The organism is Pseudoxanthomonas sp. (assembly GCF_002863005.1).
Lineage (GTDB): Bacteria > Pseudomonadota > Gammaproteobacteria > Xanthomonadales > Xanthomonadaceae > Pseudoxanthomonas_A.
Genome location: NZ_PKDG01000049.1, coordinates 196,309 through 212,461 on the forward strand (window position 1 = coordinate 196,309; position 16,153 = coordinate 212,461).

The 16,153-nt window shown below is 68.0% G+C and carries 19 protein-coding genes and 1 tRNA gene; 2 read left to right on the top strand and 18 right to left on the bottom strand.

Going from position 1 to position 16,153, the window contains the following annotated elements; all coding sequences use genetic code 11:
- Positions 1 to 105: 105 nt before the first annotated feature.
- From CYU89_RS16975 to CYU89_RS17045, 15 genes are all read right to left on the bottom strand, one after another.
- Positions 106 to 855 carry a LytTR family DNA-binding domain-containing protein gene (locus CYU89_RS16975; RefSeq protein ID WP_296282722.1) on the bottom strand — a complete coding sequence of 250 codons (750 nt, stop codon included), beginning with the start codon at positions 853 to 855 and terminating at the stop codon, positions 106 to 108.
- Positions 852 to 1,859 (bottom strand): histidine kinase, encoded by a 1,008-nt coding sequence (locus CYU89_RS16980; protein ID WP_296282723.1) that lies wholly within the window; start codon positions 1,857 to 1,859, stop codon positions 852 to 854. The genes CYU89_RS16975 and CYU89_RS16980 overlap by 4 nt, the downstream gene beginning before the upstream one ends.
- Before the next feature lie 385 nt (positions 1,860 to 2,244).
- Positions 2,245 to 2,330: transfer RNA gene (locus tag CYU89_RS16985), tRNA-Leu, on the bottom strand.
- A 60-nt stretch (positions 2,331 to 2,390) separates the two neighbouring features.
- A complete protein-coding gene (locus CYU89_RS16990; RefSeq protein ID WP_296282724.1) occupies positions 2,391 to 2,978 on the bottom strand; it encodes a cysteine dioxygenase family protein in 588 nt (195 codons plus the stop codon).
- A 237-nt stretch (positions 2,979 to 3,215) separates the two neighbouring features.
- Positions 3,216 to 4,328, bottom strand: a complete 1,113-nt coding sequence (locus CYU89_RS16995; protein ID WP_296282725.1) for a homoserine O-acetyltransferase — start codon at positions 4,326 to 4,328, stop codon at positions 3,216 to 3,218.
- Between the two features lie 250 nt (positions 4,329 to 4,578).
- Positions 4,579 to 5,592 carry a tetratricopeptide repeat protein gene (locus CYU89_RS17000; protein WP_296282726.1) on the bottom strand — a complete coding sequence of 338 codons (1,014 nt, stop codon included), beginning with the start codon at positions 5,590 to 5,592 and terminating at the stop codon, positions 4,579 to 4,581.
- Positions 5,592 to 6,017: a cytochrome c-type biogenesis protein gene (locus CYU89_RS17005; RefSeq protein WP_296282727.1), complete on the bottom strand. Its 426-nt coding sequence runs from the start codon at positions 6,015 to 6,017 to the stop codon at positions 5,592 to 5,594. Before CYU89_RS17005 ends, CYU89_RS17000 begins: the two co-directional genes overlap by 1 nt.
- 98 nt (positions 6,018 to 6,115) lie before the next feature.
- Entirely contained in the window at positions 6,116 to 6,712 is a 597-nt protein-coding gene (locus CYU89_RS17010; RefSeq protein WP_296282728.1) for a DsbE family thiol:disulfide interchange protein, read from the bottom strand.
- Entirely contained in the window at positions 6,709 to 8,649 is a 1,941-nt protein-coding gene (locus CYU89_RS17015) for a heme lyase CcmF/NrfE family subunit (protein WP_296282729.1), read from the bottom strand. The genes CYU89_RS17010 and CYU89_RS17015 overlap by 4 nt, the downstream gene beginning before the upstream one ends.
- Before the next feature lie 216 nt (positions 8,650 to 8,865).
- Positions 8,866 to 9,327 (bottom strand): cytochrome c maturation protein CcmE, encoded by a 462-nt coding sequence (ccmE, locus tag CYU89_RS17020; protein ID WP_296282730.1) that lies wholly within the window; start codon positions 9,325 to 9,327, stop codon positions 8,866 to 8,868.
- A gap of 3 nt (positions 9,328 to 9,330) precedes the next feature.
- A complete protein-coding gene (locus tag CYU89_RS17025; protein ID WP_296282731.1) occupies positions 9,331 to 9,498 on the bottom strand; it encodes a heme exporter protein CcmD in 168 nt (55 codons plus the stop codon).
- Positions 9,495 to 10,253: a heme ABC transporter permease gene (locus CYU89_RS17030; protein ID WP_296282732.1), complete on the bottom strand. Its 759-nt coding sequence runs from the start codon at positions 10,251 to 10,253 to the stop codon at positions 9,495 to 9,497. Before CYU89_RS17030 ends, CYU89_RS17025 begins: the two co-directional genes overlap by 4 nt.
- A gap of 13 nt (positions 10,254 to 10,266) precedes the next feature.
- The gene (ccmB, locus tag CYU89_RS17035) at positions 10,267 to 10,953 is read right to left on the bottom strand and encodes a heme exporter protein CcmB (RefSeq protein WP_296282733.1); all 687 of its coding nucleotides are present in this window, start codon (positions 10,951 to 10,953) and stop codon (positions 10,267 to 10,269) included.
- On the bottom strand, positions 10,950 to 11,594 hold the full coding sequence (gene ccmA / locus CYU89_RS17040) for a heme ABC exporter ATP-binding protein CcmA (protein ID WP_296282734.1): 645 nt from the start codon (positions 11,592 to 11,594) through the stop codon (positions 10,950 to 10,952). Before ccmA ends, ccmB begins: the two co-directional genes overlap by 4 nt.
- Before the next feature lie 105 nt (positions 11,595 to 11,699).
- Positions 11,700 to 12,206, bottom strand: a complete 507-nt coding sequence (locus tag CYU89_RS17045; RefSeq protein ID WP_296282735.1) for a DUF3293 domain-containing protein — start codon at positions 12,204 to 12,206, stop codon at positions 11,700 to 11,702.
- A 70-nt stretch (positions 12,207 to 12,276) separates the two neighbouring features.
- Here CYU89_RS17045 and CYU89_RS17050 point away from each other — a divergent pair, with 70 nt between their 5' ends.
- Positions 12,277 to 13,428 (top strand): pyridoxal phosphate-dependent aminotransferase, encoded by a 1,152-nt coding sequence (locus CYU89_RS17050; RefSeq protein ID WP_296282736.1) that lies wholly within the window; start codon positions 12,277 to 12,279, stop codon positions 13,426 to 13,428.
- Positions 13,429 to 13,446: 18 nt separating this feature from the next.
- Positions 13,447 to 14,244, top strand: a complete 798-nt coding sequence (locus CYU89_RS17055) for an amidohydrolase (protein WP_296282737.1) — start codon at positions 13,447 to 13,449, stop codon at positions 14,242 to 14,244.
- Between the two features lie 708 nt (positions 14,245 to 14,952).
- On the opposite strand, the gene CYU89_RS17060 is transcribed toward CYU89_RS17055, so the two are convergent.
- The 3 genes from CYU89_RS17060 to CYU89_RS17070 all read right to left on the bottom strand — a co-directional run.
- The gene (locus tag CYU89_RS17060) at positions 14,953 to 15,402 is read right to left on the bottom strand and encodes a PaaI family thioesterase (protein WP_296282738.1); all 450 of its coding nucleotides are present in this window, start codon (positions 15,400 to 15,402) and stop codon (positions 14,953 to 14,955) included.
- On the bottom strand, positions 15,399 to 15,779 hold the full coding sequence (locus CYU89_RS17065) for a hypothetical protein (RefSeq protein WP_296282739.1): 381 nt from the start codon (positions 15,777 to 15,779) through the stop codon (positions 15,399 to 15,401). The genes CYU89_RS17060 and CYU89_RS17065 overlap by 4 nt, the downstream gene beginning before the upstream one ends.
- 11 nt (positions 15,780 to 15,790) lie before the next feature.
- The coding region (locus tag CYU89_RS17070; protein ID WP_296282740.1) for a PQQ-dependent sugar dehydrogenase at positions 15,791 to 16,153 on the bottom strand (363 nt) is incomplete at its 5' end.

Below are 16,153 nucleotides of genomic sequence, written 5' to 3' on the forward strand. Positions count from 1 at the left end.
GTCGGGGAGCCTTCACCCTAGTGACGCCGTCCGGTGATGTCGCGCAGCGTGCGGTTGTGCGTGCCTGCGGCGCGCCGATCCGGTGGTGCGTCGCGTACGCGACCGTCAGGCGCGTGCGTGCAGCGCCACGAGCAGTGCGTCGATATAGGTGCGGCTGACCCGAACGGGTGTTCCGTCGTGCAGGCGTAACACGGCATCTCGGTTGGTCAGCGGCTGCAGTTCCGCCACCTGGTCCAGGCGCACGATCGAGGAGCGGTGCACGCGGACGAAGCGCGCAGGGTCCATCTGCGCCGCGAGCTGGTGCAGAGATTCCCGCACCATGTACGTACGCGCGCCGACGTGCAGCACTGCATAGTCGCCATCGGCGCTGATCCATTCCACCGCATCGGCGCGGATGAAGAGCGTACGGCTGCCGATCCGGACCAGAAACTTTTGCAACGGACGTAGCGGTGCGGCCTCGCGGGCCTCCACCGCCGACGCATCGAGGCTGCGCAGACGAAGCAGGCTGCGCGCGCGCGCCACCGCCTCGCCGAAGCGCGGGTCGTCGAGCGGCTTTAGCAGGTAGTCCACGGCGTTCAGTGCGAACGCACGCACCGCGAAGCCTTCGTGCGCTGTCAGCAGGATAGCGAGCGGACGTCGTTCGGGCGGCAGCGCGGCCAGCACGTCGAGGCCGTTCATGCCCGGCATCTGCACATCGAGGAACACCAGGTCCGGTAGCGTCTCGCGCAGTCCCGCCAGGGCGGTGGGCCCGTCTTCGTATTCGCCGGCCAGCACCAGGTCGTCGAACGCGGCCAGCTGCGAGATCACGCCACGTCGTGCGAGGGGTTCGTCGTCGACCACCGCGACGCGGATCATGCGCTCGCTCCGGCATGCAGGCGTAGCGGCAGCGTCAGGTGCACGTGGTAGCGGTCGCCCTCGATGCCGGTCTCCAGCGCAGCGTCGCCCGGGTACAGGCGCGCCAGCCGGCCACGTACGTTGTCCAGGCCGACGGCTTCGCGGGCGCCGTCGGGCGGCGAAGGTGCGTCGTCGGTGTCTGGCAGATCGTTGAGCAGGTGGAGCTCGAGCCGCGTGCCATTGCGGACGATGCGCAGGTCGAGCCGCCCAGGCGCGCGACGGGGTGCTATCCCGTGTCGGATCGCGTTCTCCACCAGCGGCTGCAGCAGCAGATAGGGCACGTAGGCGGCGAGCACGCCGTCGCCCAGTTGCCAAGCCAACTGCAGGCGCCTCCCCAGCCGGGCCTTTTCCACCTCCAGGTAGGCCTCGGTCATGGCGATTTCCTCGGCCAGCGTCACCTCGTGGCGGGGCTGCGCCTCGAGCACCGTGCGCAGGAAGTCGCTGAGCCGTGCCAGCATCTGCCGTGCGTCCGCGCCGTGGCCTTCCGCGATCAAGGTGGACACCGCATTGAGCGTGTTGAACAGGAAGTGCGGCTGCAGCTGGTAGCGCAGCGCGCGCAGTTCGGCGTCGCGTGCAAGCGAACGCGCTTCCAGATGGTCTGCCTGCTCCTGTCGCAGCGCGGCGTAATAGGCCACCACCGCGTGGATCGCGCAGTAGGCAACCAGCACCAGCCACGCGCCCTCCAGGCCGCGGAACAACAGCGGTACGTCTACCGCGCCCGGTGTCATCAGCCGCGCGAGGCTGCCCGACGTCATCGCCTGCACGGCCACGCTCAGCAGGCGCGTGGCCAGCGCCATCGCGTAGGTAGCCGCAAGCAGCACCAGGGCGATGCGCCAGCCCGGCGTGCTGCGCCGCCACAGCCAGCGCTGCAGTGCGGTCAGCGGCAGTAGCCACAGCACGAAAGCGGACAGATACAAGGTACGCGACAGCGTCGCGTGGCCATGGCCCAGAAGTGGCAGTGCCATCACCAACAGGCAGGCGCCCAGCGGCAGGCCGGCCAGTACCGGTAGCCAGAAAGGTGGGAGTACCCGCCGGTCCAAGGGTGCCGATGTCATACGAGTGGATAGTCCAAGCGACGAACTCCATGGTCAGTTCACCACGACGGGCCGCTGCCAAGCCAGTCCCGCGCGCCCGAAGGGTTAACCCATGCGCCAGGACGAACGACAACGCCTTCTCTTGGATAGAGGTTGCTCGCCGCAAGTGAATCGGATGGAGTGCATTCGTAGTCCAGGGCTAGGCTTTTCGACCTCTACTCGTAGCAGACATCGGCTTCTGGCCGTCAGCGGACACTGGACTCCGCACGCCCAAGCGCCACAAACGAAAAAACCCTGGGGGTCCAGGGTTTGATCTTGGTGCCGGAGGTGGGACTCGAACCCACACGCTTTTAAGGGCGGCGGATTTTGAGTCCGCTGCGTCTACCATTCCGCCACTCCGGCGCGGACGCGGAGTATAGCCGAGGCCGGCCCCCGGCCGACAGGGGCGGTCCCCGCCGCGCCTCAGTTGACCTGGTCCGTCCCCAGCAAGCGCTCGCCGCGGCGCTGCCAGCCGTCGGCACCGGCCTCTTCCTCCGGCGTGAAGATGCCGCAGCGGACCATCGTGCGCTGGTACACATGCAGACTGACCGCGATGGCCTTGTCGCTCGGGTTGCGGATGGTGTGGTACTCGTGCGGAGGAATCAGGCTGCCCGCCGAGCCGGTGCCGGCCTCGATCGTGCCCGCCTGGATGAAGCGATAGCGCACATCGTCATGCTCGGCCAGCTCGTACTGCGTGATCTCCAGCCGCCCGCGCCACACGCCTTCCACGCACCACATGCCCGAGTGATCGTGGATCTTGGTTCCCTGGCCCGGGCCCCAGGTCATCGCGATCACGCTGTAGCCGTGCTCCGGACTGGTGTACAGCTCGCGGCGCGCGTAGTGGTCCGAGATGGGCTCCAGCACGCAGGACGGCAGGCTGACCTCCTCGTCGCAGATCAACTCGCACAGCGACTTGCGCAGCGCATCGGTGACGGCACGGTCGTCACCCAGGGAGACGGCGGCATCCAGCGAAGCGACCAGCTTGTCGGCGCCGGGGAAATCGAGGGTCATGGCACGGCCCGCTTGAAAGTGTGAAGCCATTTTAGCCGGCTGGGGCGGGGAGGGAGTTTTGCGGTGCGGGATGGCCGGCTTTTTCCCTCGCCCCGCTTGCGGGGAGCAGGTGTCGAAGGCGGGTGAGGGGCGAGCGGAGCGGCAATGCGCAAGTGAAGGGGCCAGATACTGCGCTCGCCCCTCATCCGCCCTCCGGGCACCTTCTCCCCGCCGAGCATGGAGAAGGAGCAGCAGGGCTCAGACGCCTGCCAGGAAATCCCGTATGGCCGGCCCGAACCGCTCGAAATCCACCAGGAATGCATCGTGCCCCTGCGGCGATTCCAGCGGCAGGAAGTCCGCCTGTGCCCCACCGGCAGCCAGTCCCTCGGCGATCTGCTGCTGCTGTTGCAGCGGGAACAGGATGTCGGTGGTGGCCCCGATCGCCAGGGCGCGCTGCACCCGGATCCTCGCCAGCCCCTTCTCGACGTCGCCTCCGGCATATTCCGCCAGGTCGAACCAGTCCATCGACCGGCTGAGATAGAGATAGCAATTGGGATCGAAGCGGCGCACGAAGCGTCGCGCGTGGCCTTCCAGGTAGCTCTCCACCTGGAATTCCAGCCCGAACGGTTCCTCATCCGGACGATCCGACTCCAGCCGCACGCGACCGAAGCGGCCATCCCACTCCAGCGCCGAACGGTAGGTGATGACCCCCAGCTTGCGCGCCATGCGCATGCCGGATTCCGGATACGACGCATCGTCGTACTGGCCACCGTTCCAGTTCGGGTCCAGGCGGATCGCCTCGCGCTGCAGCGAGCGGATCGCGATGGAGAACGGGAGCGCCTGCGCACTGCCCGAGATGTTGATGTGCGTGCGCGCGGCGCCCGGATGCAGCAGCAGATAGGCCAGCGCCGTCATCCCGCCCATCGAGTTGCCGATGATGCAGGCCAGCTGCTCGATGCCCAGCCCGCGCACCACGTCGAACGCCGCGTGGGCGCCGTCTTCCACCGACAGCTCGGGGAAATCGAGGCGGTACAGCGTGCCGGTACTTGGATTGACCGATGCCGTACCCGTCGAACCCTTGCAGCTGCCGAGCGAATTCACGCACACCACGAACCAGCGGTCGGTATCGATCGGCTTGCCCGGCCCCAGCATCGCCTCCCACCATCCCTCGGCCTCGTTGCCGGCATTGCGCGCGGCATGCGCGTCCGGCGACAGCCCGGTGACGATCAGCACCGCGTTGTCGCGCCGTTGGTTCAACGTGCCCCACGTCTCGTACGCCATTCGTGCACCATGCAGCGCACCACCGCGCTTCATGCGGAACGGCGAGGGCAGAGAATGGAAGCGGGTGCCGGGGGGGATGAATTCGGTCATCGCGGGAGTTTAGGCAATGCGGCGTGGCGATGCCATTTCACGAGGGCGCCGTGGTTCGTCGCTGCGAGGCGTTTTTCTTTCCCTCGCCCTGCAAAGCGGGGAGAGGGTGCCGAAGGCGAGTGAGGCGCGAACGGAGTGGAGACCATTCGGCGCACGCAGAAATACCGCGCGCTGCCCCTCATCCGCCCTCCGGGCACCTTCTCCCCGCTGCGCAGGGAGAAGGAAAGGCAGCGCTGCGGTGCGCTGATGCCTACGGCACCACGCGATCGATCGTCAGTGTGTAGCGGCTGCCGGCCTTGACGTCGGCGGTGATGGCGGTCGCTTCGAGATCGCCGGGCTGCGCGGCGGGGCCGTTGCCCTTGGCGATGCGGGCGACCAGTTGCACCTGCGGGAGCTGCGACAGCTTCAGCGTCGGCATCGGGCTGTCGCCATCGCCGAGCGGCACGGTGAGCGGAAAGTCGGATACCGGCAGGCGCCGGGCCGCGACCGGCATCGGCGGGCCACCCACCTGGCGGGCGAAGACGAACAGTGTGTCGCCGGGAGCGAGCTTGTCCTTCAGGGCAGGCGCCAGGTCGACGGTCACCGTGAGCAGCGCCGGCGCGCTGTCGGCGGCGGGCCCGGCGTCGGCCAGCGGGGGCAGGCCGGCTGCCGCGCGGGCTTCGTTGATCTGCGTGCGCAGGGTGGCGGCGGTGTTCGGGTCCACCTTGGCCAGCAGCGGCTCCCAGGTCTTGGCCGCGTCCGCGTGCTTGCCCTCCTGCCGCTGCGCCAGTCCCACGAACCACAGCGCGCGCTGGTGATCGGGATTGATCGCCAGCGCCTTGTCGAGCAGCGCGATCGCCTGCGCATCGAGCTTGCGGTCGGCATTGTTGAACAGGCGCGCCTGCGCCGCTTCGACCAGCAGGTCGGCATCGGTGGGCAACAGCTGCACCGCGCGCTCGAACGCCTTCTGTGCGTCGTCGTAACGCTGGAGGGCCGCGTAGGACTTGCCAAGCAGGCGCCAGCCTTCGGGCTCGTTCGGCTGCTTCTTCAGTTCGGCCTCCAGTTGCGCGACCGCCTCGTCCAGCGTGGCGGGCATTACGGAGGATGCCGCTTCGGGTTCGAGTGCCGCCGGCGTGCCGACCACGCGGTACAGCGCGAACGTGGCGATGCCCAGCGTGGCGACGCCGGCCAGCACCAGCCCGCGCGCATCGCGCCACAACGGCCACAGTACGGCCAGCAGCACGCCCAGCGACAGCACAATGGCGAGGATCACGAACGGGGTCATCACCACTCCTGGTCGGTGTCGTCGATGGCGGGCGCTGGCTGCTTCGCGCGCCGGGCGACGATGCGGGCGACCCAGAAACCGCCGGCGAGCAGCAGGAGCAGCGGCCCGAACCAGAGGATGTAGGTGCCGGGCGCGACGTCGGGCTTGTACAGCACGAACTCGCCATAGCGGTCGACCAGGAACTGCTTCACCTGCGCGTCGTCCTTGCCCTGCCGCATCAGGTCCAGCACTTCGCGGCGCAGGTCGTGCGCGATCTGCGCGTTGGAGTCGGCCAGCGACTGGTTCTGGCACATCACGCAGCGCAGTTCGGCGGTCAGCTTGTGGAAGCGGACTTCCTCGGCATCATCGCGGAACTGCAGCGGCGTGGGATCGCTGGCCTGCGCGAAGGCAGTGAAACTGTAGACGGCCAGGCACAGGGCGAGCACCCACCGTAGAGCCGAGCTTGCTCGGCTGCTCTTCGTTGCGGCATCGCGCAGCCGAGCAAGCTCGACTCTACGAGGGAGCCTTGATGTCGGGAATGCGGTCATCGGCCGGCTTCGATCTTTTCCAGAGCGGGAATCAGCTGGTTGTCGATGATGGCCTGGTCGATGGCGCCGACATGCTTCCAGCGGATCACGCCCTGGCCGTCGACCAGGAAGGTTTCCGGCGCACCGTAGATGCCCCAGTCGATTGCGGTGCGGCCTTCGAGGTCGGCGACGACCATCATGTACGGGTTGCCGAACTGGTCCAGCCAGCGCAGGGCGTCCTCGCGTTCGTCCTTGAGGTTGTAGCCGATGAAGCGCACGCGCTTGGTCAGTGCGAACTTGGTGAGGATGGGATGCTCGACGCGGCATTCCGGGCACCAGCTGCCCCACACGTTCATCACGTAGGGCTGGCCGGCGAGGTCGGCGTTGGTGACGCGCTTGGCGGGGTCGTGCAGCAGCGGCAGGTCGAAGGCGGGCGCCGGCTTGCCGATCAGCGGGGAGGGCAACGCATCGCGCCCGGCGCGGTCCGACTGCTTCACGCCGTAGTACAGCAGGCCCATCAGGCCGACGAAGAACAGGCCGATGATGACCAGCGCGAACGTCAGCGCACCGCGCGAGCGCGGCGGCGACGGTGGGAGTTCGGATGCGTTGTTCATGCGGGACGCGCCTCTTGTTTCTTGTGGTTCCGGAACCGGCGATCGGCGGCGGTGACGAAGCCGCCCAGCGCCATCAGCGCGGCGCCGAGCCAGATCCAGCGGACGAAGGGTTTGATGTGCACGCGCAGCGCCCACGCGTCGTTGCCCAGTGGTTCCCCGATGGCGACGTAGACATCGCCCAGTACGCCGGGCTTGATGCCGGCTTCGGTCATCACCTGGCCACCGCTGGCGTAGGCACGCTTCTCCGGATGCAGCAATACCACCGGCTGGCCGTCGCGCAGTACCTGCACGTGGCCGCGGTCGGACAGATAGTTGGGCCCCCGGGTTTCATCGACGCCCTGGAAATGGAAACCCCAGCGGCCGACCTCGACCGTCTGGCCCGGCTTCACCGCCAGTTCGCGCTGCACGTTCAGGCCTTCGACCAGCAGCGCGCCGACCAGGAACACGGCGATGCCGGTGTGCGCGAGTGTCATGCCGAGCATCTCGGGCGTGACGCGGCCGTTCGCGCGCAGGCGCTGCCACAGGAAGCGCAGCGTGCCCAGGCCGACCCACGCTGCGCCGAGGATGCCGGCGGCCACCTTCAGCTTGCCCTGCGGCGCCATGACGTAAGCGATGGCGGCCAGCACCAGGGCCAGGCCGGCCCACGGCAGCAGCATCGCCGCCAGTTTGCGCGGGTTTTCGCGTTGCCACTTGGCGAGCGGGCCGAACGGCACCAGCGCCACCAGTGGCGCCATCAGCACGATGAACAGCAGGCTGAAGTACGGCGGGCCGACCGAGATCTTGCCGAGGTCCAGTGCATCGGCGATCAGCGGGTACAGCGTGCCCAGCAGCACCATCGCGCAGGCGGCGGTCAGCAGCAGGTTGTTGGCCAGCAGCAACGTCTCGCGGGAGCTGGCGGCGAAGTACGACTTCTCCGAGGCGTCGTCGGCCAGCTGCGGCGCGCGCAGCGCGTACAGCAGCAGCGAGCTGCCGATGACGATGCCGAGGAAGATCAGGATGAACACGCCGCGCGTGGGATCGGCGGCGAACGCATGCACGCTGGTGATCACGCCCGAGCGCACCAGGAACGTGCCCAGCAGCGACAGCGAGAAGGCGGCAATGGCCAGCAATAGTGTCCAGCCGCGGAACGCGCCCCGCTTCTCCGTGACCGCCTGCGAATGGATCAGCGCCGCGCCGACCAGCCACGGCATGAAGCTGGCGTTCTCGACCGGGTCCCAGAACCACCAGCCGCCCCAGCCCAGTTCGTAGTACGCCCACCAGCTGCCCAGCGCGATGCCCAACGTCAGGAAGCCCCAGGCCACGTTCGTCCACGGCCGGGTCCAGCGCAGCCAGCGCGCATCCACGCGGCCATCGAGCAGCGCGGCGATGGCGAACGCGAACGGCACCACGAAGCCGACGTAGCCCACGTACAGCAGCGGCGGATGGATGATCATCCCCGGGTCCTGCAGCAGCGGGTTGAGGTCGCGCCCCTCGCCCGGCGAGGGCAGCAGGCGCACGAAGGGATTCGAGGTGAAGATGAGGAAGGCGAGGAAACCGATGGCGACCACGCCCATCACCCCCAGCACGCGCGCCATCACCACCGGCGGCAGGCCACGCGAGAACAGGGCCACGGCACCGGTCCACAACGCCAGCACCAGCGCCCACAGCAGCAGCGAGCCTTCGTGCGAGCCCCACACGGCGGTATAGCGGTAAACCATCGGCAGCAGCGAGTTGGAATTGTCGGCCACGTACTTGACCGAGAAGTCCTGCTTCACGAATGCCACCGTCAGCGCGATGAAGGCCAGCATCACCAGCCACAACTGCGCGTAGGCGGCGGGGCGTGCGATGTCCATCCACGCGGCCTTGTTGCGCTGCGCACCGGCGAGCGGCAGCACCGACTGCAGGATGGCGACCAGCAGCGCCAGGATCAGCGCGATTTGTCCGATTTCAGGAAGCATGCGTATTCCATCCCCTCTCCCTGCGCAGCGGGGAGAGGGTGCCGAAGGCGGGTGAGGGGCGAGCGGAGTGGTGGAGTTCCGAACACTCCGCGTACATCCGGATGCGCGAACTGGACGTCTGACGGTGGCGCCCGAAAGCAAAAGCGCCCCTCATCCGCCCTTCGGGCACCTTCTCCCCGCGCGCGGGGAGAAGGCAATGGTCGGCGGACGCGAGGATCAATTCGCCGACCCCGCAGGTGTCGCGGGCACGTCGTGCTTCTGGTGCGCCTTGCCCATCTTGTCGGCGACTTCCTTCGGCATGTAGGCCTCGTCGTGCTTGGCCAGCACGTCGGTGGCGATGAAGACGCCGTCCTGCATGGAGCCGGTCGCGACCACGGCCTGCCCCTCGCGGAACAGATCCGGCAGGATCTTGTCGTAGCGCACCGTCAGCTGGGCGTCGCCGTCGGTGACGGCGAACTGCGAGACCAACGAGCCGGGTTCGCGCTTGAACGATCCTTTCTCCACCATGCCGCCCAGGCGGAACCGGGATTCGCCGGCTTCACCGCGCAGCACTTCGGCGGGCGTGTAGAGGTAAGCCACGTTGCGCTGCAGGGCCATCGCGATCAGCGCGGTGGCGATGCCGGCCACCACGACGGCGAGCAGCACGAACAGCAGGCGACGGCGTCGGACGGGATTCATCGGTCAGCGTTCCAGGTCGGCGGGGGCGGCGCCGCGGCGGGCATCGCGCGCCACGCGTTGGCGGGCGGCGCGCAGTTCACGGCGCACCTGCAGGCGTGGGGCGAGGAAGTCCCAGCCCAGCACGACGGCGAAGACGGCGTAAGCGCCGATGACGTATTCGAGGTAGCTCACGGCGCGGCCCCCTTGGTGGCGGCGAGCTTAGCCACCCAGTCCTTGCCGGCCTCGCGGCGCAGGTTGTCGGCGCGCGCACGTGCCAGCAGCGAGCCGGCGAACCAGAACTTCGTCGCGATCACCATCAGCACCAGCGGCAGGATCATGCTGTCGTCCATGCTGGACTCGCCGAACACGCGGATGGTCTGGCCCTGATGCAGCGAGTTCCACCACACCACTGAGTAGCGGATCACCGGCAGGATCGCCACGCCGACGATGGCCAGCAGGCCGGCCGCGCGCGCGGCGTTGCGGCGGTCGTCGATGGCGCCGTACAGGCCCATCACGCCGAGATAGAGGAACAGCAGGATCAGTTCGGTGGTCAGGCGCGGGTCCCAGTCCCACCACGTGCCCCACATCGGCTTGCCCCAGATGCTGCCGGTAGCCAGGGTGATGACGGTGAAGGCGGCACCGGTGGGCGCGCACGCCATCGCCAGGATCTCGCACAGCTTGATCCGCCAGATCAGTGCGATGGCCGCGTAGAACGCCATCAGGCCGAACACGAACATGCTCATCCATGCGCTTGGCACGTGGATGTAGAGGATGCGGAAGCTGTCGCCCTGCTGGTAGTCGGCCGGCACCACGAACAGCGCCTGCCACAGGCCCACGCCCAGCAGCACGATGGCGGCGAGGTAGCACCACGGCGTCCAGCGCGCGGCGAAGCGGTCGAAGGTGGGGGGCGAGCCGAGTTGGTGGAACCAGCGGACGAGAGGATTCATGCAGCCACGTTCTTCAGGTCAGGGCGATGCGGATGGCCGCGGCGGCGGCCAGCGGCGCCAGCAACAGCGACAGCAGCAGGCCGGCGGCCAGCCAGAGGAGGGCGCCGGAGGCATCCAGCCCTTGCGCGTTGGCGGCCACGGCGCCCGCGCCGAACACCAGCACCGGCACGTACAGCGGCAGCGCCAGCAGGGCCACAAGGATACCAGAGCGCCTCATGCCGACCGTCAGCGCCGCGACCACCGCACCCAGCAGGCTCAGCAGCGGCGTGCCCAGCGCGAGCGTGGCGAGCAGCATCGGCAGGTCGTTGCGCGGCAGGTGCAGCATCTCGCCCAGCAGCGGCGCGGCGAGCACCAGCGGCAGGGCGGTGGTGGCCCAGTGGGTCAATACGCGCACCAGCACCAGCCAGGCCAGCGGCACGGGGGCGAGGATCCATTGTTCGAGCGAACCGTCCTCGGCATCGCCGCGGAACAGCGTGTCCAGCGACAGCAGGCCGGCCAGCAGCACGGCGACCCACAGCACCGCCGGCGCCACTTTCGACAACACCAGCGGCGCGGTTCCCAGGCCGAGGGCGAACAGCACCACCACCAGCAACGCGAACAGTGCCGGCTGCATCGCATCGCCCCGGCGGCGCCACAGCAGTTGCACGTCGCGCACGATCAGGGCGCGCGCGGTCTGCAGCAGGGAGGGCGCGGCGCTCATGCCGGGCGCTCCATCACCAGCATCCGCGTTTGCACGGGGGGAGCGGCGTAGGCACCATGCGTGGTGACCAGCGCGGCACCCCCCTCGCGCAGGTGCGCGGAAATCATCCGGTTCACCAGGGTGATGCCCTCCAGGTCGAGATTGGCGTAGGGCTCGTCCAGCAGCCACAGCGGAGAGGGCGACAGCCACAGCCGTGCAAGCGAAAGCCGTTTCTTCTGGCCTGCGGACAGTTGGCGGGCGAACGCATCCTCGTAGCCGGCCAGGCCGACCATCGCCAGGGCGTTGCCCGGCATCTGGCGTGCACGGCGACCGTGCAGGCCGCAGAGGAAGTTGAGGTTTTCCAGCGTGTTCAGGTCGGCCTTCAGCGCGGGCAGGTGGCCGAGATAGGCCATCGCATGCGCGCGGCGCGATGGCCCGGCCGGTTGCCCGTCGATATCGATCTGCCCGGCATCGGCATGCAGCAGGCCGGCCAGCACCCGCAGCAGGGTGGTCTTGCCGACCCCGTTGCCGCCCTGCACCAGCAGCGCCTCGCCCGCGTCCACGGCGAAATCCAGCGGCCCGAACACCGGCTCGTCGTTGCGCGAGAACGCCAGGGCACGGGCAGCCAGCAAGGGCGGGTGGCGGGAAGCGGCGTCGGTCATCGGATCGGGCGTTCCCGGGCGGGAGCGGGGTGTCCTGCGGATCAAACGCCCATTCTAAACGGCCGGGCCGGTCCGGCCGCCTGCGACAGACGGTCGCGCCCCGCGTCAGCCGATCCAGTCGGTGTGCGGATCGTCGTCGGCCTGCGTCGGCCGGGGCCACATCATGCGCAACCGTACCGGTGCGCCGGCCTGCCAGAACAGGGTGCCGCCCTGGCCGAACTCGCGCGCCAGGGCGTCCGCCTGTTCGAGCGTGGCGTCGAGCACGACGCAGCCGTGCTCGACCATGCCGCCCCGGTTGTCGCAGCCCAGGGCCGGGTGGAAGCCCAGCCCCAACGCATGCAGGCGGGCATGCAGGCGCTCCTGCGCGGCATCGTTGTCGGGGCGCGGCGTCTCGCCCGGGGGCGGATTCCAGGCGGTGATGAACAGATAGCGGTTCGCCATGATCTGGCGCTCGACCTCCGGCGCGGTCATGCCGGTGCGGAACAACCACTCCTGGCGGCCCACCGTGACGAAATAGTGCGCGGCGGCCCAGGCACGGGCCAGCCGTGCGCGCTCCTCTTCGGCGACCCTGGCGGGGCCGGATCCGGTGGCGGGAACGCTGTGTTCGACCATGGCGGCATCATCGCGCGTAACGGCCAGCGCGTACACTCCGTGCTCCCCCTCGCCGAGTACCCGGACCCGGATGTTCCAGCCGCAGACCAAGCTGCCCAAGGTGGGCACCACCATCTTCACCGTGATGTCGCAGCTCGCCGCCGAGCACGGCGCGGTCAACCTGGGGCAGGGCTTCCCGGATTTCGCGGTGCCGCAGCGGCTGGTGGACGAACTGGACGCCGCCATGCGCGCCGGCCACAACCAGTACGCGCCCATGACGGGCGTGGCGCCACTGCGCCAGGCCATCGCCGAGAAGGTGCTGCGCTGCTACGGCCGCGAGGTGAACCCGGACACCGAGATCACCGTCACCAGCGGTGCGACCGAGGCGCTGTTCAATGCCATCCACGCGGTGGTGCGCCCGGGCGAAGAAGTCATCGTGCTGGACCCGGCCTACGACAGCTACGAACCGGCGATCGACCTGGCCGGTGCGCGCGCCGTGCACGTGCCGCTGGACCCGCAGACCTTCGCGGTGGACTGGGACCGCGTGCGCGCCGCGATCACCCCGCGCACCCGTCTGCTGATCGTCAACAGCCCCCACAACCCGTCCGGTGCGATGTTCGACGAGGCCGATATCCGTGCGCTGTCCGCATTGCTGGAAGGCACCGGCATCTACCTGATTTCCGACGAGGTCTACGAGCACATCGTGTTCGATGGCCGCCGCCATGAATCGATCCTGCGGTATCCGGAACTGGCCGCACGTGCCTTCGTCGTCTCCAGCTTCGGCAAGACCTACCACTGCACCGGCTGGAAGATCGGCTACGCCATCGCGCCGCCGGCGCTGAGCGCGGAATTCCGCAAGGTCCACCAGTACAACGTGTTCTGCACGTTCGCGCCGGCGCAGCACGCCTTCGCCGCGATGATCCGGCAGGAACCGGAGCACTACGAGCAACTGGGCGCGTTCTACCAGGAGAAGCGCGACCGCTTCCGCGAGCAGCTGCTGGGCACGAAGTTCGTGCCGCTGCCGGTGCCGGGCGGCTATTTCCAATTGGTCGATTATTCGGCGGTCAGCGACCTGCCGGATGCCGAGTTCGTGAAGTGGCTGACCGTCGAGCATGGCGTCACCGCGATCCCGCTGTCGCCGTTCTACGAAACGCCGCCGACCGGCCAGCGCCTGGCGCGGCTGTGCTTCGCCAAGAACGAGGCGACGCTGGATGCGGCGATCGCGCGCCTGAAGGCGCTGTAAGCGGATACGGAGACACAGATGCAGGACCTCCGCATTTCCCTCGTCCAGGGCGAGACCCGCTGGCACGATCCGGCGGGCAACCGCGACTACTACGGCGCGTTGATCGCGCCGCTCGCCGGGCAGACCGATCTAGTGGTGTTGCCGGAGACTTTCACCAGCGGCTTCAGCAACGAGGCCATCGACCAGGCCGAAGGCATGGACGGCGCCACGGTGGCGTGGATCCGCGAGCAGGCGGCGACGCTCGATGCGGCGATCACTGGCAGCGTGCAGCTGCGCACGGCGGAAGGCGTATTCAACCGCCTGCTGTTCGCCACGCCGGATGGCGATCTGCAGCACTACGACAAGCGTCATCTGTTCCGCTACGCCAACGAGCACATGCGGTATGCCGCGGGCAGCGAGCGATTGACGCTCGACTGGAAGGGCTGGCGGATCAATCCGCTGGTCTGCTACGACCTGCGCTTCCCGGTGTTCGCGCGCAACCGGTACGACGTGGAGCGGCCGGGACAGCTGGATTTCGATCTGCAGTTGTTCGTCGCGAACTGGCCGGCACCGCGGGCGTATGCGTGGAAGACGTTGTTGCGGGCGCGGGCGATCGAGAACCTGTGCTACGTGGCGGCGGTGAATCGTGCCGGAACCGATGGCAACGGGCACGATTACTCGGGCGACAGTGCGGTGATCGACATGCTCGGGCAGCCGGTGGTGGAGTTGCCGGCGGGCGAGGGCGTGGTGACGACGACGATCTCGGCCGAGGCGCTGGCGGCGCATCGGGAGAAGTTCCCGGCGATGCTGGATGCGGATCGGTTCGAGTTGCGCTGAATTGAACCCCTCTCCCACCGGGAGAGGGGTTGGGTGAGGGGCAACGAAGACCATCTCTTCAGTCCGCCATTGGTTGTCACCACATCCGCGGCGTACCTTTGGTTCGATGGCCTTGCGGGATGGGTTTACTTTTTCCGACGCATGGTGCCGCTCGCCGCGGAGGGCCCAACTTTGACCAGCCATTCGGCTGTTGAAGGGCGTTTCTTTGCTTGTGCAAAGAAAAGTAGGCAAAAGAAAACGGCGCACATCCTTGTGCGCCGCCCCTGCGGGGTTTTACCCGCCGCGACTGCCAGACCTAAGGGGCCCAAGAGCTGCTTCCGCTGTTGCTCACGCTTTCCGGGTCCCCATGAGGCACGGCGAGTGGGCCGGGTACAACCCGAATGGCGCCGTCATGGATGACGGCGTTTTCGTATGGCACATGGATGTGGCTTACGAAAATTCCCGGACCGCTCGCGGACCCGGAGCGAAGCGCAGGGCGTGCCGCCTGGGGTGTGTTTCTTTGCTCCTTTCTTTGCACAAGCAAAGAAAGGAGGCCGCCGCGGCGAGCGGCGCCGTGTATAGAAAAGAAAATCTGTCCCGCAAGGCCAACGACCCCAACGGCATCGCGGATGTGGTTACAACGCAGGGAAACTTGAAGGGACGAACTTCGTTACCCCTCACCCCAACCCCTCTCCCGCAGGGAGAGGGGCTTACGAGCCTCAGTCGGCGTCAGCCTGCCTTCGGCGGCAGGATCTGGCACACCGCCTGGCACATCACCAGCACACGCCCGGCCTCGTCGCGAACCTCGCCGGCGAGGAACAGCTGGTTGCGCGTGCGCTCCACCAATCGCGCGTGACACACGATGTGCATCAGTTCGGGCGTCACCGGTCGCAGGTACTGCGTATTGAGCGAGGTGGTCACGCTCGGCGGCGCGATCAGGTACGAGAACGGCCCCAGCGTGTTGTCCAGTGCGGCCACTATGAAGCCGCCCTGCATGTGCCCGATCGGATTCTGATAGCGAGGCAGCACGGGAAAGCGCATCGCCAGCGACTGGCCTTCCACGTAATCGATGGGCTCGCCCTGCATGTCGAGCAGGCAGGGCGGCGGAATCTGCAACGGCGCGCCGGCCGGCAGCCGTGCATGCAGCAGTGCGTTGATGTCGGGCGCCACGTCGCTCATCGGGTGAAGCTCAGCTCGAACGACGTGAAGAAGGGCGCGCGTGGCGGCGCTGACAGCGTGCTGCCATTGATCCGCTTCTGCACGCAGATCGCCAGCGGCGTGCCGCCCTCCCGCCAGGTACGCACGACCTTGCCCGATGCGTCCAGTTCCGCCACCACCACGAACGGCGACGTATCCGCCGTCGGCGTTGCGCAGCCGGCGATGGCGGCTTCCAGTGCACTGCCCTGTGCATCGCGCAGGGCACTGGCGCTGGCCGCGGGCAATGAGGCCTCGTCCGCATCCGCACGCCGCTTGGCGTCGCTGTAGTCCGTGGGCGATTGCGCGTGTGCCAGCGAGGTGGCGGAGAGGACCCAGGCGAAGAGGATGCCGCGCATCATCGACGATCTCCTCATGGCGCCTTCGGCGGCTCGATGCGCCAGATCTTGCCGTCGTCCTCGTCGGTGACGACATAGACATTGCCGTTCGCATCCACGCGCACGTCACGCACGCGCTCGCCGATCTCGTTGAGCAGGCGCTCCTCGCCGACGATCTTGTCGCCCTGCAACGTCAGGCGGATCAGGTTGCGCTCGGCCAGGGCGCCAATGAACAGGCTGTCGTTCCATGGGCTGCCGGTCTTGCCGGTCAGGAACGCCATGCCGGACACGCCGGGCGACTTCTCCCACAGGTGGTAGGGCTGTTCCATGCCGTCCTTCGCCTTGCCTTCGGCCTCGGGAATCGGTTGCCCGGAGTAGTTGATGCCGTAGGTGATGAC